Consider the following 22,861-nt stretch of genomic DNA (forward strand, 5'->3'; position numbering starts at 1 on the left):
GGCCACGCCCGTGCCCCGCACGCTGACGGCGCCCGCCCCGCCGCGCGTGGAGCCCGCCGCCGTGGCCACGGTGCCGGCCACGGGCACCAAGCTCCTGGGGCCCACCAGCGCGCTGGCGCCGGGGGACCTCTTCGACCATGCCCGGGCCGCGGAGGCCGCCTTCACCGCCGGGGACTACACCACCTGCGTCACCGCCTGCACCGACGCCGTCCGCCGTGCCATGGCGTTCGCGGGTGAAGGATCCCTGGCCCAGCAGGCCTTCCTGCTGCACGTGGATGGTTCGGACCTGCTGCGCCTGCAGGGCCTGTCCACGCTGCCGCAGCTGCGCGTGGACGACGCGGCGTTCGCGCTCTACGTCCTCATGCAGGTCTTCGTGCGCCTCAACGCCGTGGGGCTTCCGACCGCCGGCTGATGCTGGCGGGGCACGGCTTCCGGGCCGTGCCCCCCGGGCTCAGCGCGGGAGCGTGAGATCCAGCAGCCCCATGCGGTGCAGCTTCGCCAGCGTCTTGAGCGTCTCCAGCTCGCGCGCGGGGCTGGCCAGCACCAGCGTGGACACGTCCCACGTCCCGCTGACGAGCCCGGCGATCTGCCGCTCCTCCGGCTTGAGCATCACCATCGTCTGCGGGGATTGGATGAGCCGCGGCACCATCAGCGGCGGCAGGTCCGCGTAGAGCGCGGCCACGTGCTCGCGCTGCACCAGGCGCGCGAACTCGCGCACGCGCCGGTCCGCGGGGTCGCTGGCCAGCAGGGACGCGCAGACGATGCCGGCCGCGTCGTACTGGCCCTCGCGCATCAGCACCGCGCCCTTCTCCAGCATCTCCGCCACCGGATCCGCTTCCACCTGCGGCGCGCCATCCACCTCCACCAGCTTCGCGCGCAACAGCTCGTGCACCCGGCGCGTCACCGACGAGCGCGACACGCCCATGGACAGCCGCAGCCGCCCCAGGTTCTGCGGCGTCGTCGTCAGCGCCAGGATGATCCGGTGCATCAGCGGCTGGCTGGGGCTGGGCGGCGACAGCGCCTTCACGCTCAGCGCGTCGATGGGCAGCGCCTTGTCCACGTCCCCCTGCTCGTCCACCCAGCGCAGGGACTCGAAGAGCAGCTCGCGGATGCTCATGTCGGACGGCACCCAGTCCTCACCGGTGCGGTCCGCGTCCTCCGTCCAGTGGAAGGTGCCCTGCCCCGCGATGGTCAGGTCCGTCATCGCCGCGAACAGCTCCTCGCGGCCCAGGTCGCGCACCCACCGCGCCTGCACACCGTGCGCGTCGAAGGCCGCGTCCACGTCCGGCGTGCGCGCCAGCTCGTCGAACGCGGCCAGCACGCGCGTGCCCGCCGCCAGCTTCGGCAGCGACAGCAGGCGGGCCACCCGGCCGCGCAGGCCTTCGCTCGCGGTGGCGCCCACCTGGCCGGACAGGAGGAACAACTTGCGCTCGCCTGCCTCCCACGACAGCTGGAGCGTCCCCGTCTTGCGGGAGCTGTCCAACCATTGAAGGAACTCGGGGAGCGGGTAGCTGAAGAGGTCGCCGTGGATGGCCATGCGTGTCGGATTCGAGGATACAGTCCCAGGCCGTGCGCGTCGCGGTCCTGTTCATCGACGGGGTGGGCATCGGACGGAAGGACCCGGCCGTGAACCCGCTCGCGGGCCGCGACCACCTCCTGTCCTGGTTCCAGGACGCCCCCGTCCCCGCCCTGCCCCATGGCGGCGTGGGCCTTCCGGTGGACCCCACCTTCGGCGTGCCCGGCCGGCCCCAGTCCGCCTCCAACCAGACGGCCATCCTCACCGGAGACCCCGCCCCCGTCCTCGTGGGCGGCCATGTGCTGGGCTACCCCAACACCGCCCTGAGAGACCTCCTCGCGGAGCGCTCCATCGTGCGGCGCCTCAAGGCCGCGGGCCGCACCGCCACCTTCGCCAACGCGTACCCCGCCCCGTACCTGGACGCGCTCGGCGTTCCCCGGCGCCCGTCCACGACCCCGCCGGAGTTCACCCTGTCGGAGCGCCACGCGCGCAAGGTGCGCCCCTCGGCCGCGAAGCTCGCCTTCGCCGCGGGAGGCGAAGCGCTGCGCACGCTGGACGACGCGCGGGCCGGCGATGGCCTCACCCACGACATCACCGGCGCCGCCGCTCGCGCGCACGGACTGGACGTGCCCCACCGCACGCCCTGCGAAGCCGCGGCCCTCTTCTGGCGCATCGCGGGACAGGCGGACTTCACCTTCTTCGAGCACTACCTCGCCGACGAGGCCGGCCACGCCCAGGACTTCACGGCTGCCCGCCTGGCGCTCGACACCTTCGACGCCTTCCTGCGCGCAGTGGCGGCCACCCGGCCCTCGGATGCACGGGTGTTGGTGTGCAGTGACCACGGCAACGTGGAGGACCTGTCGGTTCGAGGACACACCGTGCACGCCGTGCCCATGCTCTACTTCGGTCCCTCCGCCCCGGAGGTAGCGTCGTTCTCCACCGTCGCGGACGTGGGTCGCGCGGTGATCCGCTGGCTCGGGGCCAACTAGAGGGACGCTGGATGCGGGTGGGCGGTACCGGACGATGGAGCCTGCTGCCCGCCTTGCTCGGGACGACGCTGCTCCTTTCCGCGTGCGCCTCCGCGCCGAAGAAGGCCGTCGACCCCACCGCCACGCTGGCGCTGCCCGGCGGTGAGTTCCTCTTCGAGCACTCCGCGAAGGACTCCCAGGCCGCGGACATGGTCCGCCGCGCCGTGGAGAACGCCGCGCCCCACCTGGCCCGCTGGGGCACCTTCCAGGAGCCCGTCACCCTGGTCATCCACCCGAACCACGCCGCCCTGGAGCGCGCCGCCCGCCGCTCCGGCTACGACTTCCTGCGCGCCTGGGCCCGCTACGAGCAGGTGGAGGTCCAGAGCCCCCGCACCTGGACGAGCGCCGGCGCCACCCAGAAGCAGGTGGATGAGCTGCTCCTGCACGAGCTCACCCACAGCCTCATGTGGCAGGCGTCCGCCTCCGTGTCGGACTGGACGAAGAAGGGCATCCCGCTGTGGTTCAGCGAGGGCATGGCCTCGTACACCGCCAGCCAGGGCTACCGCGTCCCCAGCCTGGAGGACCTGGCCCGCTTCCTCCACCAGTACCCCCAGGCGGATCCGCTCGCCCGCGCCGAGTCGCTCTACGAGACCGAGAACGCCACCGTCTACGGCGCCGCCCACCACGCCTTCACCTTCCTCATGGAGCGCTACGGTGAAAGGCGCGTCCGGGGCGTCCTCGCCGCCATGCGCGGGGGCCACGACTTCATCGGCGGCTTCCAGGAGGCCATCGGCCTGCCCGTGGACGCCTTCCTCCGCGACTTCCGCCGCTACGTGTACCTGCGGGGCTTCAAGGGGGGCCGGCTGACCCCACTCAAGGCCCTTCCGCGCCCGGAAGTACGCGGAGTTCCTGGGAATCCCCAGCCTGCACCGTCATCCGCCCCACATTCGCCCACTCCCGCGCCACCGGACACAACTCCGGAGGCTCCAAGTCCGACAAGTTGAGCAAGCCCGCTATGCGTGGGCCGCCGGAGGATTGCCCCGTGACTGATTCCAAAATCAACCGCTCGAAACTCTCCTCGACCCCCGCCACGGGTAGCACCACCAACGATGCCGCCAAGCTGGCCGAGCGGCAGAAGGCCGCCGCCGCGAAGGCCGCCGCCGCGAAGCGCAACCAGTCTGGATTCGAGTCCGCGCCCGCGGCTGGCGCCCGCGCCCCGGTGGCTGGCACCGGCAACCTGGCCCGCTCCGCCAACGCGGGGGCGCTGCTGGGTGCCGCGCCCACGTCCGCGGTGAAGAACGGCGCGACGGTGGCGAACCCCATCCCCCGCACCATCACCTTCACGTACGACGCGGGCCCGCACGCGGCGCTCACCAACCCGAAGCTCAAGGGCAGCTGGGACGCGGACGGCCGCTACAACGCGCAGTGGTCCTCCGGCGGCATCCCCATGAAGCCGCTGGGCAACGGCAAGTACGAGGCCACGGTGAAGGTGGCGGACGACGGCCTGGCCCACAACTGGGAGTGGGGCGTCAGCGTGGACGGCCCGTCCGGCAAGGACCAGTGGGCGGTGATGGGCGAGGGCAACCTCAAGCTGGATCTGTCCAAGCCCACCGCGTCCTACTCGCCCACGACGTACCACACGATGGGCGCGCAGAAGTCCGGCCAGGACGTGAACTTCAAGTTCTGGGCGCCGGACGCGCGGGCCGTGCAGGTGAAGGTGACGGACAAGGAGGGCCGCGAGCAGCGCATCCCCATGACGCGCGACGAGGGCGGCAACTGGACCACGCAGGCCAAGGGCGCGTGGGCGCAGATGGAGGGCAAGGCCTACGTCTACGAGGTGGTGGACTCCACGGGCGCCGTGAGCGACCGGCCGGACCCCTACGCGCGCCGGATGATGGGCGAGCAGCGCGGCCTGGACCGGCTCTACCTGGACCCCACGCGCGGCAAGGAGGTGGACCGCTACTTCACCGGCGCCACCGGCCTGATGCGCTTCGACATCGACAGCGCGGAGGACGCGGACAGCGCGTACCTCGTCCTCAAGGACGGCGACGGCAACCCGCTCAACAAGCAGCAGCTCCAGGAGCGGCTGGGCAAGTTCGACGACACCCTCATCGACAAGCTGCACGGCGGGAAGCTCAACGACTTCTGGTCGCGCAACGTCTCCGACGACGGCCGCATCAAGATGACGAACCAGGCCGGCGCGTGGACGACGCTCATCAACGACCCGGACAAGCTGGTCGGCCTGCGCTACGAGTTCCAGGTGTTCGACAAGGACGCGCAGGGCAAGCTGCACCTGCGCGACGACGTGAACAACGACGGCAAGCTGTCCGACGTGGAGCGCCGGGCGTCCACGGAGAACGACCCCTGGAGCAACCTCATCACCAAGGGCAGCGGCGTGGACTTCCGCGGCTCCATCCTCACCGACCCCACGACGTTCCAGTTCAAGAACGACGACGTCCCGCGTGAGAAGGATCCGTCCAAGTGGGTGGTGTACCAGGCCCACGTGGGCAGCTTCATGGGCGAGGCGGGCAACGCCAACCGCTCCACCATGGAGGACATGATCAAGAAGCTGGATTACTTCAAGGAGCTGGGCGTCACCACGCTGGAGCTGTTGCCCACCAACGAGGTGGAGGGCCCGCGCAACTGGGGCTACCTGGGCGTCAACAGCCTGGCCACGGAGAGCTCCTTCGGCTTCGAGGACGAGAACGGCCAGTGGGTGGAGGGCGATGAGGCCCTCAAGCGCTTCATCGACGAGGCCCACGGCAAGGGCCTGAACGTGGTGTCGGACGTCGTCTACAACCACGTCTTCGGCGACCACAACGGCCTGTGGAACGTGGGCGGCCCCAGCAACCCCTACTTCAACTGGGCCAAGGAGCCCGGCCAGTTCGAGCAGCGCGACACCCCGTGGGGCGCCGTGCCCGCGTACAACACGCCGCAGGTGAAGCAGCTCTTCGTGGACCACGCCGTGCAGCAGATCGCCGAGCTGAAGTTCGACGGCCTGCGCTTCGACTTCACGGAGCCCATCAAGGGCACGGGCGGCAAGGACGGCTGGGAGATGCTCCGGGAGATCAACCGCCAGGTGCACTTCATCAACCCCAACGCGTGGACCGTGGCGGAGCAGTTCGACTACGAGCCGGACATCTCGCGCCCGGCGAAGTCTGACGGCACGGGCGGCGGCTTCGACGCCCAGTGGTACACGGAGTTCCAGCACAAGCTGGTGCGCGACAACAGCAAGCCGGGCCTGATCCAGGCCGCCGCGCGCGGGATGAAGACGGACGTGGACGCGTTCGTGAACCTGATGACGAACCCGCGCGGCCTGGACGGCTGGAAGCACGCGCTGTCCATCATCTCCAACCACGACGAAGTGGGGAACGCGGAGCGCACCCTGGACACCGCGGAGGGCGCGAACCCCACCGACTTCCCGGACAACTGGTCGCGCGGCGCCGCCCGCTTCGCCGCCGGCATCGGCATGGCCGGCCCCGGCATCCCCATGTTCTTCCAGGGTGACGAGTTCGGCGCCCAGAACTCCTTCAAGTGGGGCAACCCGTCCACCTGGGACAGCGACTGGAGCTGGCAGGACATCGGCAAGGGCGTGGACTTCGGCAAGGTGACGTTCAACGACACCACCAAGGCCACCTACGAGCGCCTCTTCGAGCTGTCCCCGGACGCGCGCGCGAAGGACAGCGCGTACAAGGCCTTCTCCGCGGATGACAAGAAGCTGTTCGCGGAAGTGGCCGCCCTGCCCGCCTCCGAGCGCCGGGACGCGATGATCGACATCACCCGCCGGCAGTCCTTCAACTTCTACAAGGACTCCATCGGCCTGCGGAACAGCAGCGACGCCTTCAGCGCCGCGGCCGAGGTGAAGCGCGTCTACACCCACAACGACGACAGCGTGATGGCCTTCACGCGCAAGTCGGGCAACGAGGAGTTCCTCGTGGTGGGCAGCCTCAACAAGAAGAACCTGGAGGGCTACTCGCTGCCCCTGCCCCCGGGCCAGTGGAAGGAAGTGCTGAACAGCGACGCGGCCGTGTACGGCGGCGGCAACTTCGGCAACTACGGCGCCACGCTGAACGGCGGGAACACCCCGGTGAACATCCCCGCCGCCGGCTACGTGGTGATGAAGAAGGTCGGCTAGCCCTTCTTCGCCTCCGGTCCGGCCGTCCCCTTCTGCGGGGCGGCCGGGCTGGGCAACAGCGGCGGCCGGTCCTTGCCCTCCATGGTGCGCTGCAGCTCCAGCTCCTGGAGCAGCACCGCGGGCGCCACGGTGGACACGGGCACGTTGCCGCTCTCCGCGCCGCAGAAGCCGTTGAACACGCCCAGCTTCTGGCCCGTGGCGAGGATGCGGTTCACGGACGACAGCGGCGTGCCCACGATTTCCACCCCGCGCACCAGCGTCTCCTCCCCCGTCTTCACGTCCACGCGGTACACCATGCGCGGCACGCCCTTGAAGGCCTGGTAGCCGTAGCTGGACGTGTTGGTGTTGCCGCCGGTGATGTCGCGGATGATGAGCCCGTACGGCTTGCCCTGCCGCTTCGCCTCCGCGATGAGCAGCTTCTTCAGCTCCGCGTCGCTCACCTGCTTCGTGCTGTCCACGATGAGGTTCGCCATGCGCGCCACCGGCTGGAGCGTGCCCTGCCCGCGCCCGTGGCCGTTGGACCTGGGGAAGCCCTCCACCGGGTGACGGCTCATCAGGTAGCCCTTGAGCACGCCCTTCTCCACCAGGCTCACCGGCTGCCCCTTCACGCCCTCGTCGTCGTAGAGGTAGTAGCCGTTGAGCGGCTCGCCGTTCACCTCACGCCTGGACGGATCATCCCGCAGCGACAGGAACGCCGGGAGGATCTGCTTCCCCTCCTGTCCCTTGAACGTCTTGCCGTCGGTGTCGCCGTCCTGCCGGTCCGCTTCCAGCCGGTGGCCCAGCGTCTCGTGGAAGAGCACGCCCGCGGCCTCTGGCGCCAGGATGGCCGGGCCCGCGTACGGGGTGATGGCCGGCGCCTGCCGCAGCGCGAGCAGTTCGTCGATGACCTTCCGAGCCGCCTCGTGGACCTTGGCCTCGTCGGGCATCCCCGCCTCCGTGGGCAGGTAGAAGCTGCGCGAGTTGTCGAGCAGCTGCCCATCCGGCGCGCGCGTCACCGCGGAGACGTGGAATGCATACAGCGTCTCCTCCGTGATGAGGCGCGTGCCCTCCGAGGACACGAACAACCGCGTGACCTTGTCCGCTGTGATGCGGACCTCTGAATCGAACAGCTCCGGGTGCGCGTTGAAGCGCGCGGACACGTCGCGCGCCAGCTTGCGCCACTTCTGCCTGTCGAACGGGAACGCCACCGGCGGCTGCACGTAGGTGGCCGGCGTCTCCCTGGAGAAGGACGCGGGGCGCTTGGGGTCCTCCACCGAGTAGACGTCCTCGCCCTTCTTCTTCAGGTACTGGAAGAGGGCGGCCTTGTACTTCTCGTCCGTGACGAGCCACAGCGCCGTGCGCAGCGCGAGCGGCGCGTCATCCTGCGGCCCGTCCTTGCGCGCGGTGAAGCTGGAGCCCTTGCTGGTGCTGAAGCCGAAGTCGAGCGAGTCCGCCACGGAGCTGTCGTACTCGTAGCTGCCCACGCGCACGTCCACGCCCAGCTTGCGCTCGCGGTAGTCGTCGTCCTGGAACAGCGCTCCGTAGCGCGCGATGATCAACCGCGACTCGTAGTCCTTCACGCCGTAGCTCAGGAAGTACGGCGCTTCATGGCCGTTCACCTTGAGCTGCTGCTGGTTGCGCTGGAGCTCCGCGCTCATCGCGTCCAAGAGCGGGGCGCGAGGGTCGGGAGCAGGAGATGCCCCCATCAGGAAGGACGCGGCCAGGAACAGCGGGAACAGGGGACGGGAGGAGCCAGGCACGGCCACGCACTGTAGCCAGAAACGCGGCGAGGGCCCTCCCCTCACGCACCCTGGCGTGAAGCGAGGACCCTCCTGCCCGCATGCTCTGTTCGTTACAGGCTTACGCCTTGACGATCTTCTCGCGGCCCTGGGTGACGGCCTTGGTCGCGTTGCGCGTGTCGACGACGATGTTCGAGCGCTGGACCAGCTCGTTGTAGTCGATGTGCGAGTGGTCCGTGAGGATCATCACCGCGTCGTACTGGCCGAGCGTCTCCGGGTCGAGCGGGACGGACTTCATCTCCATGTTGAAGCCGTGGCCCTTGTGCAGCTCCTTCACGAACGGGTCGTGGTAGGCGATCTCCGCGCCCTTCTCCTTGAGGAGCGTCATCACGCGCAGCGACGGGGACTCGCGGTGGTCGTCGATGTCCTTCTTGTACGCCGCGCCGATGCAGAGGACCTTCGCGCCGTTGAGGACCTTCTTGTTCTGGTTGAGCGCCTCCATCGTGCGCTGCACCACGTAGTAGGGCATCTGCCAGTTCACCTCACCGGCCAGCTCGATGAACTTGGTGTGGAACTCGAACTCGCGCGCCTTCCACGTCAGGTAGAACGGGTCGATGGGGATGCAGTGCCCGCCCAGGCCGGGGCCCGGGTAGAAGGGCTGGAAGCCGAAGGGCTTGGTGCTGGCGGCCTGGATGACCTCCCACACGTCCACGTTCATGCGGTCGCAGAGCATCTTCATCTCGTTGACCATGGCGATGTTCACGCAGCGGTAGATGTTCTCCAGCAGCTTGGCCAGCTCCGCCACGCGCGTGGACGACACCGGCACCACTTCCTTCAGCGCGCTGCCGTAGAGGGCGGTGGCGACCTCGAGGCACGCGGGCGAGTAGCCGCCCACGACCTTCGGAATCGTCTTGGTGTTGAAGCCCTTGTTGCCCGGGTCCTCGCGCTCCGGGCTGAAGGCCAGGAAGAAGTCCACGCCCGCCTTGAGGCCGTTCTTCTCCAGCAGGGGCTTCAGCACTTCCTCGGTCGTGCCCGGGTAGGTGGTGGACTCCAGGATGAAGAGCTGGCCGGGGCGCACGTACGGCGCCAGGGCCTCGCCCGTCTGGATGATGAAGGTCATGTCCGGCTCACGCGACGCGGTCAGCGGCGTGGGCACGCAGATGACCACGCAGTCCAGCTCGCGGGCCTTGGCGAAGTCATTGGTCGCCTTGAGCTTGCCGGCGTTGGTGAGCTCCGCCAGCGGCGCGCTGGGGATGTGCTTGATGTAGCTCTCACCCTTGGCGATCTTGTCGATCTTGCGCTGGTCGACGTCCAGCCCCGTGACCGGGAAGCCCGCTTCCGCGAAGGCCATGCCCAGCGGAAGACCGACGTACCCGAGACCCACCACGCCCACCTTCGCTTCCCGATTCTGAATCCGACCCAGCAACGGGTTGCCAACCATCACGCGCATTGTCGTTACTCCCCAGCAGTTGACGTGAGGCCTCGCCGGCTCACACGTCCCGACCCACACCAATCACCTGAAGACGAACACCCACCCCAACCATGCCGGAGGCGTCAGCTGCCTCCGGAACTCCACCGACACCGCCGGCACCACGCGCCCATACGCGGGCGAGTAGTGAGACGGCACGAGCAGGGTCTCCAACCCCTGCCCGAAGAGCACCCAACCCGCGGGTGCATCCGCCGGACCAATCTCCAGGGCCCGTGCATCGAAGGCCTCCGGGCCCTCCTGCACGCGCCCCGCCCGCGCCACCACTTCCGCCGCGGGCTGGCACCACCGCGCCTGCGCATCCGGCAGGTGCAAACGTCCGACCACCTCATGACGGCCCGTTCCGACGAGCCGGTCCCCCACGGCCAGCGCGCGCACATGCCGGTCGAGGAAGAAGGTCCTCTCAATCCCTACCGGGGCTGGCAGGTGGCGGTAGCCGTCATGGCGCACCACCAGCCGGTCATGCTTCGCGCCGGGCTGGAAGGCCACGACGCGAGCCCGGGCATCCTCCGGCAGCGCGAACAGCCGCGCCGGATCCAACGGGGCCTGCTCCGCCCCATCCACCTGAAGCGTGTTGTGCGCCGCGGTGCTCCGCATCGCGTTGCGCAGGGCCGGATCCCGCGTGTACGAACCCGTGCCGGAATCGACGATGACGGGGCGGCCGGCGAGGTGAAGCTCGAAGGAAAGCTTGTCGTTGTGACTGTGTCCTCCGACGCCCCGCTGCCCCTGTTTTCCGGCCGAGACGGTGAGCACGACCCCCTCACCGCGCAAGATGTGGAAGCCACCTTCCGAAAAGCTTACCGACGCGGGCGCAGGAGCCACGGGCAGCGCGTGGAAGCGCACGAAGCCCGCGTCGCCCAGGAGCCACGCCGCCTCGTCCGGGAACACGCCGCCGCCCAGCCCCGCGTCATTGAAGAGCGCCGCGCCCAGCCCCGCGAGGTAGCTGTGATCACCATCCTCACGGTCCTGGAACGGGAACACGCGGCCGCTGTCGTTGTCGCCAATCTGAGGCGCCAGGCCGTGCTCGGACGACCACGCGCGGGCCGCGACGAACATCAATCGCAGACGCGACTCATAAGCGGGGCCCAGCGACACGCCCGCGCCGCGAGCGACGAGGAAGGCCAGCGTGAACAGCTCCACCGACAGGCGGTGGTAGGGAATGGAGCCCTCGAAGGACGTGCCCTCGGGGTGGACCTGCGCTTCCATCTCCGAGCGCAGGCCGTTGGCCGCGAGCGCCACCTGACGAGGCGCGCCGGGCAGCTCCGGGAAGAGCAGCCCCACCACCGCCAGCCCCACGTAGTTGGAGACGAGGTGGTTGTTGGGCACCGCGCTGGTGTTCTCCAGGTGGGCCTCCACCCAGGCGCAGTGCTCCGCGAGCGCGCCCAGCACGGGCACCAGGAACTCCGGACGGCGCACCTGGGGCGCGTCCGCGAACATCGCCAGCGCCTGCGCGAGGTTGGCCGCGCGCAGGGCAATCTCCATGGGGCACGTCCAGTGGACGCCCATGCCCACGGGGTTGGCCTGCAGGAAGTCCAGCGTCTGATTGACGAACGCGGTGGCGAAGCGTGAGCGCGCGGCCTCCGTGTCCGCCACCCACGCGCCCTGGGCCAGGGCCACCGCGCTGTCCAGCCGGCCCAGCACCCACGGGTACTTCGGATCCATGCCCGTCACGTGCAGCGGCATGCGCTCCACGGGAGCCACCGGATAGTGCCGGCCGCTCACCGGCTCCAGGGACCAGTCCACCGGCTTGCCTTCACCGAAGGAGACGGGCGTGCCGAAGACGTCCCACTCCTGGCGGAGAGCACGCTCGGCTCGCAGTGCAGTGCGAGCCTTCGCGCCCGGAACACTCTGGATGGCGGCGCGAGCGGACTCACGCTGCGACAGCTCGCACCAGGCCCGCGACGTGCGGTGATCCAGCGCGAGCGTCACCAGCTCCTCGGCGCGCGTGGCGCCGAACGACTCCAGCAGCTGCGCCTCGTCCACCTGCTCGCGGCGGCGGTACAGCGCCTGCCGTGCGACCTTCTGGACCCGGCGGACCGCGCTCTTCGCGAGCGCCCCAGGCGCCATCCGAGCCATCGTCGCGTAGTAATCGAGAGTACCCATCCGCCCCTTCCCGCCCAGCCTGACGTGGGCAGGTGATAGCAAGCGGCTGGCCAAAACCTTTTCCCAGCAAGAGCAAGGGTTTGGCGCAAGGGACCTGCCCGTACGGCGGTAAAAATGTCCGCCCGTGCCGATCACCGTGGGTAAAGGATTGCTGCCTGGTGCGGAACGGAAGTGCTCCCTGGTGGAGCCATTGCGCCTCTTGACGGGCATGACCATTCCTTGGCGCGTGCGGGCTGGGGCTTGGATGGGGCGGCGCATCGAGGACGACCTCGATGCCAGGATGGAAACGACGCTGACGGCGGTGGCCGAGCAGGCGCTGCGCGGAGGAACGCGCGCGGGCCTGGAGGCTCTCCTCAAGGCGTCCTTGCGGCTGACCGGCGCGACCGGCGCGGCCCTCTATGAAGGACGCGTGTGCGTGATGAAGGTGGGGAACGTCCCTGCCCGTCGCGCGGATGCCACGAAGCGGTCCTCTCTCTTGGAGCTATGGCCCGCGCCGCTGACGACGTCGCAGCGGAGCGTGGTGAAGCGCTTCAGCGCGTTCGCTCCGGCGCTGCTCGCGGCGCACGCACGTGAGGTGGCGCAGGGCGCGCGGCAGGCCCGGCTGCTGGAAGCGAAGCGGCGCCTGGAGCGCACCGTGGCGGTGCAGGACAAGCGGCGCTCGCGAGCGGCGCACGACCTGCGCACGCCGCTGATGGTCATCAAGGGCTACGTGGACATGATGCTCAAGGGCACCGGCGGACCGCTGGGCCCGCAGGCGCAGCGCTACCTGGAGCGGATCGCCAGGGTCGCCGCGGATCAGAAGGAGCTCATCGACCGGCGCCTGGCACCACCCGTGCCGGGCCTGGAGGACCTGCGCCCGGTCCTGACGCACGCCTTCGCGCCCACGCGAGGCCGCGCCGCCGCCACGCTGACGCTGCCCACGGAACGGGCCGTGCCGGTGAGAGGCGCCCGGGCGGACTGGGAGCTGCTCGCCCGCACGCTGGCCAGGGGCACCGCTGGCGCCGTGGCCGTGGACGTCCACCTGGGCCCGGCCCTGGAGGCCTCCCAGTGGCTGCTGCGCGTCAGGGCCTGCCCTGGCGCGGCCCTGACGGCGCGGACACAGGCCATGCTCCAGCAGCTCGCGGAGCGCCTGGGAGGCACGCTGGCCGTGGCGACGGAGCCCCGGCTGGAGCTCACCCTGGTGCTGCCAGGGGATGACGCCTTCCCCGTACCCGCCCACCGCTAGGGGACATCGGGCCAGCGCATGAAAGGTAGGCGGAGGTCGCAACTCGCCTACCTGCAAGTGCGATAAAAGGGAAAGCGGTTTTCCTTCCTGACCCCGAAAGCCTCCCCCATGAAGCTCAACCGAAGCTCGAGCGTGCGCTCCACGCAGTCGACGCCGCAGCCGCGTCGCAGCAACTCCGTGGACGCGAAGCCCAACACGACGACGAAGCCCACCCGGTCGAACTCGGCGCCCCCGGCGGCCAACCGGCCTCCCAGCGACGTGTCCACCGGCAGCCCGTCGCGCACGCGCCCGCGCAACCCGGAAGGGGCGGCCAAGGTGAACGGCGCGGACGCGGGCGCCGCGAAGAAGCCCACGACCAACAGCGAGATCCGCGCCTGGTACAAGCAGCAGGTCGCTGGCATCCCCGCGAACGACGCGAAGCTGGCGGCGCAGGGCGCATCGCTGGAGGACCGCGCGAAGGCCGCGCACGCCATCCGCCACAAGGCCCGCGTGGACGCGCGTCAGTTCATGGGCACGTTCGAATCCGCGCTGCTCAAGGCGCGCGACTTCTTCAAGTACGGCCGGCTGGACGGTCCCTCGTTCGACCAGCTCGTCGGCGAGGCCAAGAAGAGCGGCTTGAGCGAGGCGCAGGCGTACGACAAGATCATCAACAGCTCGCAGCGTACCAACCAGGCCGTGGACAACATCTACGCCAGGCCACAGGCAAAGCTATGACGGCTGATCAACTGATGAAGCAGAAGCTGGAGTGGGTGAAGACGTCGGACCCGCTCCACCCGCTGCGCACCAAGGCGGAGGGCAAGGAACTGCGCCTGCGCATCGGCGACTTCCCCGAGGAGTCCATGTACACGCTGCTCGTCGACGACCAGGAGGTCACCGAGTTCGACGACTGGCCCAAGGCGTGGGTCCGCCCGCGCTGAAGCGCCTCGAGGCTGAAAAGAACAGACGCCCTGTCCCTCGCGCTCGAGCGAAGGACGGGGCGTCGTCGTTTCAGGCCACCCTGCCCGGCTTTCAGCCCGGCAGCAGCTGGCGCACGAGCTCCAGGAGCTTGCCGCGCTCCACCTCGCGCTTGACGAGGTAGCCGTCCGCGCCCGCCTCCAGACCGGCCGCGCGGTCCTCGTTGCTGTCCAGCGACGTCACCAGGATGATGGGCGTGCGCCGGAACATGGGGTGGCCCTTGATCCGCCGCGCCAGCCCCACGCCGTCCAGCCGGGGCATCTGCCAGTCGCTGACCACCAGGTGGCAGTGCACGCGCTCCAGCACCTGCCACGCCTCCTCGCCGTCCGACGCCGTCACCACCGGATAGCCGGCGATCTCCAGCAGGGACTTCATCGCGAAGCGCGTGGTGAGCGAGTCGTCGCACACCAGGATGCGCGGCAGCTTGGACTCGCCGCTGGAGGTGCGCGTGTCCGGCTTGGCCGCGCGCAGCAGCTCCGGCGCGTTGAGCACCGGCACCACGCGGCCGTCGTCCAGCACCGCCGCGCCCGCCAGGTGCGTGACGTCCCGCAGGTGCTTGCCCAGGGAGCGGACCACCAGCTCCTGCTGCCCCACCACCTCGTCGATGGCGTACAGAACGCGCTCCTCGCCCAGCGACAGCAGCACCGCGGTCTGCCGCCGGCCCGACTCCAGCGCGAGCGGCATGCGCGGCAGGCCAATGGCCTCCGACAGCGACAGGAACGTGAGCTGCTCGCCGTCCAGCCGCGCCACCACGCGCCCCGCCACCGTGCCCACGTCGTCCGCGTCCAGCCGCAGCACGCGCTTCACGGTGTCGGAGGGAATCGCGGTGACGGTGGTGCCGGTGCGCACCAGCAGGCCCAGCGCCGCCGCCAGCGTCAGCGGCAGGTCCACGATGAAGCGCGTGCCCTTGCCGGGCGTGAACTCCACGTCCGCGCTGCCCTGCAGCCGCTGCGCGGTGGCCAGCACCACGTCCAGGCCCACGCCGCGGCCCGACGTGGACGTCACCTCGTCACGCGTGGAGAAGCCCGGCTGGAAGATGAGCCGCGCGGCCTGCGCGTCCGACAGCTTGTCCGCCGCCTCCTGGCTCATCAGGCCCCGGCGCACCGCCGTCGCGCGCACGCGCACCGGATCCAGGCCCCCGCCGTCATCCTCCACGATGACGCCAATGCGCGTGCCCCGCGCCTCCACCCGCACCACCAGCCGGCCCGTCTCCGACTTGCCCGCCGCCTTGCGCGCCGCGGGCATCTCCAGCCCGTGGTCGATGGCGTTGCGCACCAGGTGCACCAGCGGATCCTTCAGCGCGTCCACGATGCGCCGGTCGAGCCGCACGTCGGTGCCGCCCAGCTCCAGCGTCACCTCCTTGCCCAGCCGGGAAGCCGTCTCGCGCACCGTGCGACGCAGGGGCTCCAGCACCTGCGAGGCCGGCACCATGCGCAGGTCGCGCAGGTCGTCGCGGATGACCTGGCCCACCAGCGCCTGCTGCTCACCGTCGCGGTGTGCTTCCTTCGCATGCTCCAGCAGGCGCTTCTGCATCGTGCGCATCAGGCCCAAGCCCGTGCGCAGCGGCTCCAGCGCGGATCCGCCGCCGGACATGGCCAGCTGCGACGCGGCGCGCTCCAGGTGCAGCAGCACCTCGTGCGCCTGATCCGTCAGTGTTCGGAAGCCCTCCGTGCGCCGGCCCTGCTGCGCCCGCCCGGACACCAGGTGCTCCACCTGGAGCGCCAGCGAATCCAGCGTCTTCACCGACACGCGCACCGCGCGGTCCACCGTCCCGGCGCGGCCCTCGGGAGCCGGGGTGCTCGCGCGCGCCATGGGCTTCGCGACGGGAGCCGGAGCCAGCTTCACGGGCTCGGGTTCCGGGGCCGCGACCGCGTCCTCCGCCACGCTCAGCGCCATGCGCAGGTCCACCAGCGCGCCCGCGACCTCGGACGCCGCCTGTCCCGCCGCGTCCCCGCCCTCCTCCATGCGCGTGAAGCCCAGCGCCGCGGCCTCCGCCAGCGAGGCCACCGCGTCCGCCTGGACGGACTCCGCGCTCTGGCGCAGGGCGTGCGCCTGCTCCACCGCCGCGCGCACCGCGCCCGCCCGGTCCTCCACCTTGGGGGACACCAGCGTGCTCAGCGCCGTCTCCAGCGCCACCAGCGCCTTCAGCCCGTCCTCACCCAACGGCCCGTTGATGGCGGCGTCGTCGGACCCGGGGGCGGCCGGCTCCTCGTGGCCCAGGGCCTTGAGCAGCGAAGCCACGCCGTCCACCACGGGCTGCTCGCCCGCGTCGCCCCGGTTGAGGGCGTTCTCGATGGCGGAGAGGCCCCGAAGCATCGCCTCCACGGCGCCCCGGGAGATGGGCTGATCCACGTCGACGTGGGACAGCCCGTCTTCAATGGCGTGGACGATGCGTTCGATGTCGTCCAGCCCCAGGCTCGCCGCGGAGCCCTTGAGGCTGTGCACCACGCGCTTGAGCGACGGCAGCAGGTCCGCGTCGCGGGCGCTGGCCGGCTGCTCCAGCCCCAGCACCTTCGACCCGATGGCCTGAATCTGCTCGCGCGTCTCCGCGGCGAACACCGGCCAGATGCTGCGCAGCAACTGCGGATCCATGAAACCCCAGTCCCCTCTAGCCGCGCCGTGCGGCCGCCGGGTTGCCCAGCTGTGTGAGGTCCAGCACCGTGAGCCGGTCCGGCGTCAGGAAGAGGAACGGCCCCGGCGGCGGCTGGGACAGCTCCGCGCGCGGCAACTCCAGCCGTCCGTCCACGACCTCCGCCGCCAACCCGAACGCCTCGTCCTCCACTTCCACCACCACGACCTTGCTCAGGTCGGACATGCCCCCGCCCTCCAGCCCCAGAAGCTGCCGCAGGTCCAGCACCGGCACGATGCGCGAGCGCGACAAGAGCGCCCCCAGCACGTGGCGCGGCGCCCCCGGAAGCGAGCACATCCCGCGCGACTCCAGCACGTGGTCCACGTAGTCGATCTTCACCGCGTAGCGCTCGCCGCCCACCTGGAAGGCGAGCACCGTGACGACCTCCTGGCGCGTCTCGTGGCGCGAGTTGGCCAGCGCCACCGCGCGCTGATGCAGCACCTCGCGCCGCCTGTGGGCGCTCACCACGGTGGCGCCCTCCAGCAGCATCTGGGCCGCGTCGAGCGAGGCCTTCAGCTCGTCGAAGTCGATGGGCTGTAGCTTGCGGTCGTCGGTTGACATGGATGCCCGTTAGTACTTCGTGGCCGGCAGCTTGAGGATGTCCCGCACCTTGGAGCGCAGGTCGTCCACGGACACCGGCTTGTTGAGGAACGCGCTCGCGCCGACGAGCTTCCCCTTCTGGCGGCTCGCGTCGTCCTTCAGCGACGTGAGCAGCATGAAGGGCGTGTCGTGCAGCTTCGGGTCGCCCCGGATGGCCGCGCACAGCGCGAAGCCGTCCATCTCCGGCATCTGCACGTCGGAGATGATGAGGTCCGGCTTCTGCTCGCGCGCCCGCTTCAGTCCCACCGCGCCGTTGGGCGCGTCCAGGAAGTCCAGCCCCCACCCCATCAGGTAGACCTGCAGGAGGTTGGTGATGGTCTTCGTGTCCTCCACGATGAGCACCTTCGCCGCCTTGCGTGCCCCACCCGTCACGTTGCTGTTCATAGCTGGTACCTGCCTACAAGTTCAGAGAAGCGCTTCGACAAGATGGAGAGGTTGCCGGCCACCTGCTCGATGCGCCGGGTGCCCTCCACCGAATCACTCATGGCGGACGTCAGCTCGCCCATCGCCGTGGCGATCTGCTCCACGCCAATGGTCTGCTGCCGCGTGTTGCCCGCGATCTGTCGCGCCGCCCCGGACGACTCGCGGATGACCTCCGAAAGGCCCAGGATGGTGGAGCCCGCGCCGCGCGCAAGCTCCATCGCCGCCTGGGCGCGCCGGCTGCCCTCGTCCGTCGTCGTGACGGCCAGGCGGGTGCCCTTCTGCACCTCACCCAGGAGGACGCGCACCTGCTCGGCCGCCATGCGGGACTGCTCCGCCAGCGTGCGCATCTCCGTGGCGACCACCGCGAAGCCGCGCCCGTGCTCGCCCGCCTTCGCCGCCTCGATGGAGGCATTGAGGGCCAGCAGGTTGGACTGCTCCGCCACGTCCTTCACCTGCCCGATGATGTCGCTGATCTGCAGCGTGCGCTCGTTCAGGTCGGTGATGGACAGGGCAATGGCCTTCACCTGTTCGCCCAGCTTCTCCATGCCCTCCACGCTCTCCGTGACGACCTTCTGTCCCTGGGCGCTGAGCGACTCCGACTTCTGGGTCTGGGCAATCACGGCGTCCGCGTAGGACGTGGCCTGCTTGGAGGTCTGGGCGATCTCCGCCACCGTGGTGCTCGTCTCGTTGATGGCGGACGCCTGCTGGTGCGCCATCGCGGACTGCTGCGTGGACGTGGCCAGCACGCCCGCGGCCTCGTGCTCCAGGTCCGTGGCCGCGCCGCGCAGGTCGTGCAGCAGGTGCACCAGCGCGTCCGCCATGGTGGCGAAGCTGCGCGCCAGTTCGCCAATCTCGTCCGTGCCGGTGGTGTCGATCTGCTGGCGCAGGTCCCCCGCGGCGATGCCCACCGCCGCGCGGGCCAGCCGCTCCAGCGGCTGGATGAAGAGGCTGGCCATGCCGGCCGCCGCCAGCAGGCCCAGCACCAGCACCAGCAGGCCCAGGCCCGCGGTGCGCCAGGTGCTGGAGGACAGCGAGTCCGCCAGCGCCTCGCGGTCCAGCGCCAGCTGCACGGTGCCCACGCGCTTGAGCGTGCCGCCCGGCGGGCCAAAGAGGATGGGCGCCGTCGTCTCCACGACGGGCAACGTGCCCACCGTCAACAAGCGGTCCACCACCCCGTCTCCGTCCGCGGGCTCCACGGCGGCGGCGGTGGAGAAGTGCTCACCCGCGGAGCGCGCCAGCACCTTGCCGCTCGCGTCGCGGATCACGATGTACGCGAGGTCCGCCACGCTCTTGAGGGCGGCGTCGGTGCCCGCCTGGAGCATCGCCGCGTCGTTCGCCGCCGCGGACGGGGACACGGCGAACGCCATGCCGATACTCACCGCGCGCGCGCGCTTGGTGAGCTCATCCAGCAGGCTGTCGCTCATCTGCATCCAGAACGCGACGGTCAGGATGCCGACCAGCACGATGCCGAAGATGCCCGTGCCCCCGAGGATCTTCGTCCGCAGGCTGAGCCTGGTCGAATCCGCCCCTTGAGGCGACGCGACCTTCAAACCTTTCGCTTCCACGTTGTCCCCACCTCACGTGTACCGGCGCGCTCCATGACTTCAGCGCGCGCCCTGCCAGCCCATCTGCGAAGGACGGGGGGCCAGCGCCTGCCGCAAGCCTCCCGCAGTCATCATCTCTACGCCTCGCAGCGGGTGCTCGTCATCCAATCCATCCAGCGCGCGCAACGCGTTCTGCCGCGCGCGCTCCGCGTCCTCGCGCCGGTCCAGCCGGCTGTAGAGCGCCACCAGCGTCGCATGTCCCAGCGCCAGCTGCGGCTCCAGGTACAACGCCTTGCGCACCGCCTCCACCGCCGCGTCCAGGTCGTTGCGGGACTCGGCCACCATCGCCAGGAGCAGGTACGCCTCCGGGGACAGCGCCCGCGCCGCCTCGCGCGCCAGCGCCTCCGCCTCCTCGAAGTGGCCGGCGTGCGCCGCCTCCAGCGCCCGCGTCAGCAGGCCCGCGTCCTTGGCCGCGCGGGCCGCCGGGCTCGCGGCCTGGGCGCGCGGGGCTTCCGGCACCGGAGCCGGAGTGGACGGCCGCGCATTGATGGCCGGCATGGGCGCGGGCGTGGGGCGGCGGGGCGAAAGCCGCAGGCTGCCCGGCACCGGCGTCTGCCGGCTGAGCGCGGCGGCGGTGAAGGCCGCGAGCGCGTCACGACGCGGAGCCACGGTCGCGGACTCGCCCGCGGTCCACGGCTGCTCCAGGGGCATGCGCAGGACGGGGGTGCCATCCACGTCCAGCGTCTCCAGCCCCATCCCGTTGGTGAGCGGCACCTCCGCGGGCGACACGAAGAGCAGCCCGCCCGGCGCGAGCGCGCTCACCAGCCGGCTCAGCACCGCGCGCACCAGCTCCGGCGTGAAGTAGATGAGGACGTTGCGGCAGAAGATGGCGTGGAAGCCCAGGGAGGGCACCGCGTCCGTGGCCAGGTTGTGGCGGCGGAAGTCCACCGTGCGCACGACCTCCGGGGAGACGCTGTGCTGCGTGTCATTTCCCGACGCGGCCGGGTGCGGCACCAGGAAGCGCTTCTCCAGGTCCGGCTCGATGCGCCGCAGCGACCACGGACTGTACACGCCGGCCTTCGCGCGCTGCAGGGCCCGGCCGGACACGTCCGTCGCCAGCACGCGGAAGCGCCCGCCGTTGCCCAGCCCCGCGGCCATCAGCGCCATGGCGATGCTGTAGGGCTCCTCGCCGCTGGCGCAGCCCGCGCTCCAGACGTGGAACGGGCCGCCCTGGTGCAGCCGGGCCCGCGAGGCCAGCGCGCGCAGGTGCTCCGGGTGGCGGAAGAAGTACGTCTCACCGATGACGGCGTGCTCGATGAACGCCTCCACCGCCGTCGGCTCGCGAATGAGCAGCTGACGCAGGAAGGCCGCCTCGGACATCTGGCGCGTCAGCGCCGCGCGGGCCAGCGCGGGCTCCAGCGAGCGACGCAGGCTGCTCGCGAGCGTCAGGCCGCAGGCGCCCTGGAGCACCTCCTCGACCTTCGCGAGCGTGGCGTCGTCGAGAAGCCCGTCGCTCACAGGCCCTCCGTGCCGTTCAGCAGCGCGCTCGTGCGCAGGAGCGGACGCAGGCCTTCCGGCGTGCGGCACAGCCCGGCCATCAGCCCGGTGCCGTCCCAGGGCAGTTTCTCCTCGCCGCTCTGCGAGCCGTCCACCAGCACCGGCGTCTCCACCAGGTCCTTCACCCGGTCCACCAGCAGCGCCACCATGCGGCCCGCGTCCACCACCACCAGCAGCGAGTCCAGATCCGGCGTGCGCCTGACGCCCATCAGGCGCGCCACGTCCACGACCACCGCCGGACTGCCGCGGTAGACGAACGAACCGGACACGTGCACCGGCGCGCCGGGCAGCGGATCCAGCGCCACCAGCCGCACCACCTCCTGCACCTGCCTGGCGGGCACGAGTGCGGTCGTGTCGCCTGCCTCCACGGTCAGGTAGAGGCCCGGCAGGCGGACTTCGCCCTGCAAGGTGACGAGCTCCTGGCGCAACTGGTTCTGCTCCGCCTCCAGCGCGCTCAGGCGCTGTTGTACGGAGAGCCGGCGCGCCTGCGGAGGTACGGGGACTCTTGGGGTTTCGGCCATCTGAAGAACTCGGCCCACCGGATGGCGGGCAGGAAGAAAAACCGTAATCCGGGAGGCCCATCCAAAGCAATGCGGGCTTGCCCGAAGGTCACGACTCACATCCCCCCCTGCGACCGGGGTCGCGCTTGCCCCGACGTGGTGGATTCCGGACCCCCTTGGCGTGCGCCGCACCGGCGAGTTGTGCTTGGATATGGAGCTGCTGCTTTTGCCGGAGAAACCATGTTGCACGCAGCTTCTAGGGGACACGAATGATCAAGAGCGATTCCCCGAGCCCTGAGGCCCCGGGAACGGATCCGCTCATCGGCCGGACGTTGAACGGCCGCTTCAGCATTCTGGAGCCCCTGGGCGTGGGTGGAATGGGCAAGGTGTACCGCGCCCTCCAAGCACCGCTGGAGCGGGTGGTCGCACTCAAGGTGCTCAACCCCAACTTCCCGAGCAGCCGCGACCCCGGCTTCCAGAAGCGCTTCCTTCGCGAGGCGTCGCTGACGTCGAAGCTGCGGCACCCGAACACCGTCACCGTCATCGACTACGGGCAGACGGACGACGGCATCTTCTACATCGCGATGGAGTACCTGGAGGGTCGCACGCTCCAGCAGGTGCTCGGCCAGGCAGGTCCCCTGCCCTGGGCGCGCGCGGTGTCAGTGGCGCAGCAGGTGTGCCGCTCGCTGCGCGAGGCGCACGCGCTGGGCGTCGTCCACCGCGACCTGAAGCCCGCGAACATCATGATCCTCAATGAGGCGGATCAGGATCTGGTGAAGGTCCTGGACTTCGGCCTCGTGAAGTCCGTGGCGCCGCAGCAGGAGGGGCCGGTCAGCCCCGAAATCACCCAGAACGGCACGTTCCTGGGCTCGCCGCAGTACATGGCGCCGGAGCAGGCGCGCAACGTGGCGGACGCGCGCAGCGACGTGTACTCGCTGGGCATCATGCTGTTCCAGATGCTGATGGGACGGCCGCCCTTCATCGCGCGCGATCACATCGAGCTCATCTTCGCCCACTACAAGGAACCGCCCCCCACCTTCCAGTCCGTCCGCCCGGACCTCGCGGTGCCGGCGGAGATTGAAATGGTGGTGCGCCGCTGTCTGGAGAAGGACCCGGCGCGGCGCTTCCAGACGATGGACGAGCTGCTGGAGGGCCTGCGCGAGGCGCACATGGCCGCGGGCGGCAACAGCGGCGTGTTCCGCCGGATGGGCGGCGCCTCGACGACGGGCCCCTACCCCTCTCCGCCGACGACGGGCCCCTACGCGTCCCCGCTGTTCGCCAACGTGGGCAACGCGGAGCCCGCGGACGGCGGGCTCGCGGTGGACATCAGCGTGGAGGTGCCGGCGGACGTGCAGCGCGCCCGGCAACGCACGCTCATGATGGGCGCGCTGGGCGGCGTGATGGTCGCGGGCCTGGTGGGCATCACGCTGTTCTTCCTGCGCGGCGGCAGCCCGGAGGAGAAGCCCGCGCAGCCTGCGACCCAGGCCGCGGCCCCCACCACGC

17 protein-coding genes and 1 pseudogene are annotated in these 22,861 nt (G+C 70.4%); 8 read left to right on the top strand and 10 right to left on the bottom strand.

Annotation, left to right across the window (positions count from 1 at the left end; translation table 11 throughout):
* A pseudogene (locus tag D7V80_RS29950) lies at positions 1 to 412 on the top strand (GTP-binding protein); the annotation flags it as partial.
* Positions 413 to 451: 39 nt separating this feature from the next.
* Here D7V80_RS29950 and D7V80_RS29955 read toward each other — a convergent pair.
* On the bottom strand, positions 452 to 1,537 hold the full coding sequence (locus D7V80_RS29955; protein WP_120591402.1) for a DUF4388 domain-containing protein: 1,086 nt from the start codon (positions 1,535 to 1,537) through the stop codon (positions 452 to 454).
* 32 nt (positions 1,538 to 1,569) lie between these two features.
* Here D7V80_RS29955 and D7V80_RS29960 point away from each other — a divergent pair, with 32 nt between their 5' ends.
* Genes D7V80_RS29960 through D7V80_RS29970 form a run of 3 tightly spaced genes read left to right on the top strand, consistent with a single transcriptional unit; the run spans position 1,570 to position 6,619 of the window.
* Entirely contained in the window at positions 1,570 to 2,505 is a 936-nt protein-coding gene (locus D7V80_RS29960; protein WP_120591403.1) for a metalloenzyme, read from the top strand.
* Positions 2,506 to 2,516: 11 nt separating this feature from the next.
* Positions 2,517 to 3,488, top strand: coding sequence for a hypothetical protein (locus D7V80_RS29965; protein ID WP_120591404.1), 972 nt, complete (start codon positions 2,517 to 2,519; stop codon positions 3,486 to 3,488).
* A 38-nt stretch (positions 3,489 to 3,526) separates the two neighbouring features.
* Positions 3,527 to 6,619, top strand: coding sequence for an alpha amylase C-terminal domain-containing protein (locus tag D7V80_RS29970; protein ID WP_120591405.1), 3,093 nt, complete (start codon positions 3,527 to 3,529; stop codon positions 6,617 to 6,619).
* Here D7V80_RS29970 and D7V80_RS29975 read toward each other — a convergent pair.
* The 3 genes from D7V80_RS29975 to D7V80_RS29985 form a co-directional block, all read right to left on the bottom strand.
* Positions 6,616 to 8,304, bottom strand: a complete 1,689-nt coding sequence (locus D7V80_RS29975) for a TldD/PmbA family protein (protein ID WP_120591412.1) — start codon at positions 8,302 to 8,304, stop codon at positions 6,616 to 6,618. The two genes, D7V80_RS29970 and D7V80_RS29975, sit on opposite strands and share 4 nt — an antisense overlap.
* A 154-nt stretch (positions 8,305 to 8,458) precedes the next feature.
* Positions 8,459 to 9,778, bottom strand: coding sequence for a nucleotide sugar dehydrogenase (locus D7V80_RS29980; RefSeq protein ID WP_120591413.1), 1,320 nt, complete (start codon positions 9,776 to 9,778; stop codon positions 8,459 to 8,461).
* Positions 9,779 to 9,850: 72 nt separating this feature from the next.
* Positions 9,851 to 11,926, bottom strand: a complete 2,076-nt coding sequence (locus tag D7V80_RS29985) for an alginate lyase family protein (RefSeq protein ID WP_199738889.1) — start codon at positions 11,924 to 11,926, stop codon at positions 9,851 to 9,853.
* A gap of 280 nt (positions 11,927 to 12,206) precedes the next feature.
* Here D7V80_RS29985 and D7V80_RS29990 point away from each other — a divergent pair, with 280 nt between their 5' ends.
* The 3 genes from D7V80_RS29990 to D7V80_RS30000 all read left to right on the top strand — a co-directional run bounded on the left by D7V80_RS29990 (position 12,207) and on the right by D7V80_RS30000 (position 14,068).
* The gene (locus tag D7V80_RS29990) at positions 12,207 to 13,151 is read left to right on the top strand and encodes a histidine kinase dimerization/phospho-acceptor domain-containing protein (RefSeq protein WP_233585829.1); all 945 of its coding nucleotides are present in this window, start codon (positions 12,207 to 12,209) and stop codon (positions 13,149 to 13,151) included.
* Between the two features lie 108 nt (positions 13,152 to 13,259).
* Entirely contained in the window at positions 13,260 to 13,865 is a 606-nt protein-coding gene (locus tag D7V80_RS29995) for a hypothetical protein (RefSeq protein ID WP_120591407.1), read from the top strand.
* Between the two features lie 14 nt (positions 13,866 to 13,879).
* Positions 13,880 to 14,068 (top strand): hypothetical protein, encoded by a 189-nt coding sequence (locus D7V80_RS30000; protein ID WP_199724589.1) that lies wholly within the window; start codon positions 13,880 to 13,882, stop codon positions 14,066 to 14,068.
* Positions 14,069 to 14,159: 91 nt separating this feature from the next.
* Here the strand turns inward: D7V80_RS30000 and D7V80_RS30005 are convergent, their stop codons facing one another.
* The 6 genes from D7V80_RS30005 to D7V80_RS30030 are packed head-to-tail and all read right to left on the bottom strand — an operon-like array spanning position 14,160 to position 21,379.
* Positions 14,160 to 16,697: a hybrid sensor histidine kinase/response regulator gene (locus tag D7V80_RS30005; protein ID WP_120591408.1), complete on the bottom strand. Its 2,538-nt coding sequence runs from the start codon at positions 16,695 to 16,697 to the stop codon at positions 14,160 to 14,162.
* Between the two features lie 16 nt (positions 16,698 to 16,713).
* Positions 16,714 to 17,295, bottom strand: a complete 582-nt coding sequence (locus D7V80_RS30010) for a chemotaxis protein CheW (protein WP_014398149.1) — start codon at positions 17,293 to 17,295, stop codon at positions 16,714 to 16,716.
* 9 nt (positions 17,296 to 17,304) lie between these two features.
* The gene (locus D7V80_RS30015; RefSeq protein ID WP_014398150.1) at positions 17,305 to 17,718 is read right to left on the bottom strand and encodes a two-component system response regulator; all 414 of its coding nucleotides are present in this window, start codon (positions 17,716 to 17,718) and stop codon (positions 17,305 to 17,307) included.
* Positions 17,715 to 19,322 (bottom strand): methyl-accepting chemotaxis protein, encoded by a 1,608-nt coding sequence (locus D7V80_RS30020; RefSeq protein ID WP_120591409.1) that lies wholly within the window; start codon positions 19,320 to 19,322, stop codon positions 17,715 to 17,717. The genes D7V80_RS30015 and D7V80_RS30020 overlap by 4 nt, the downstream gene beginning before the upstream one ends.
* Before the next feature lie 39 nt (positions 19,323 to 19,361).
* A complete protein-coding gene (locus D7V80_RS30025; RefSeq protein ID WP_120591410.1) occupies positions 19,362 to 20,819 on the bottom strand; it encodes a CheR family methyltransferase in 1,458 nt (485 codons plus the stop codon).
* A complete protein-coding gene (locus D7V80_RS30030; protein ID WP_120591411.1) occupies positions 20,816 to 21,379 on the bottom strand; it encodes a chemotaxis protein CheW in 564 nt (187 codons plus the stop codon). The genes D7V80_RS30025 and D7V80_RS30030 overlap by 4 nt, the downstream gene beginning before the upstream one ends.
* Before the next feature lie 248 nt (positions 21,380 to 21,627).
* On the opposite strand from D7V80_RS30030, the gene D7V80_RS30035 reads away from it, so the two are divergent.
* Positions 21,628 to 22,861 (top strand): serine/threonine-protein kinase (locus D7V80_RS30035; RefSeq protein ID WP_233585830.1); only part of this gene is annotated, 1,234 nt, incomplete at its 3' end.

It is taken from the genome of Corallococcus sp. CA054B (genome assembly GCF_003611625.1).
Lineage (GTDB): Bacteria > Myxococcota > Myxococcia > Myxococcales > Myxococcaceae > Corallococcus > Corallococcus coralloides.

What these genes read in the sequence shown, in the direction of transcription:
- D7V80_RS29955 (WP_120591402.1), bottom strand. Translation starts at nt 1,537, where the DNA reads ATGGCCATCCACGGCGACCTCTTCAGCTACCCGCTCCCCGAGTTCCTT.
- D7V80_RS29965 (WP_120591404.1), top strand. Translation starts at nt 2,517, where the DNA reads ATGCGGGTGGGCGGTACCGGACGATGGAGCCTGCTGCCCGCCTTGCTC.
- D7V80_RS29975 (WP_120591412.1), bottom strand. Translation starts at nt 8,304, where the DNA reads ATGGGGGCATCTCCTGCTCCCGACCCTCGCGCCCCGCTCTTGGACGCG.
- D7V80_RS29980 (WP_120591413.1), bottom strand. Translation starts at nt 9,778, where the DNA reads ATGGTTGGCAACCCGTTGCTGGGTCGGATTCAGAATCGGGAAGCGAAG.
- D7V80_RS29985 (WP_199738889.1), bottom strand. Translation starts at nt 11,926, where the DNA reads ATGGGTACTCTCGATTACTACGCGACGATGGCTCGGATGGCGCCTGGG.
- D7V80_RS29990 (WP_233585829.1), top strand. Translation starts at nt 12,207, where the DNA reads ATGGAAACGACGCTGACGGCGGTGGCCGAGCAGGCGCTGCGCGGAGGA.
- D7V80_RS29995 (WP_120591407.1), top strand. Translation starts at nt 13,260, where the DNA reads ATGAAGCTCAACCGAAGCTCGAGCGTGCGCTCCACGCAGTCGACGCCG.
- D7V80_RS30000 (WP_199724589.1), top strand. Translation starts at nt 13,880, where the DNA reads ATGAAGCAGAAGCTGGAGTGGGTGAAGACGTCGGACCCGCTCCACCCG.
- D7V80_RS30005 (WP_120591408.1), bottom strand. Translation starts at nt 16,697, where the DNA reads ATGGATCCGCAGTTGCTGCGCAGCATCTGGCCGGTGTTCGCCGCGGAG.
- D7V80_RS30010 (WP_014398149.1), bottom strand. Translation starts at nt 17,295, where the DNA reads ATGTCAACCGACGACCGCAAGCTACAGCCCATCGACTTCGACGAGCTG.
- D7V80_RS30015 (WP_014398150.1), bottom strand. Translation starts at nt 17,718, where the DNA reads ATGAACAGCAACGTGACGGGTGGGGCACGCAAGGCGGCGAAGGTGCTC.
- D7V80_RS30030 (WP_120591411.1), bottom strand. Translation starts at nt 21,379, where the DNA reads ATGGCCGAAACCCCAAGAGTCCCCGTACCTCCGCAGGCGCGCCGGCTC.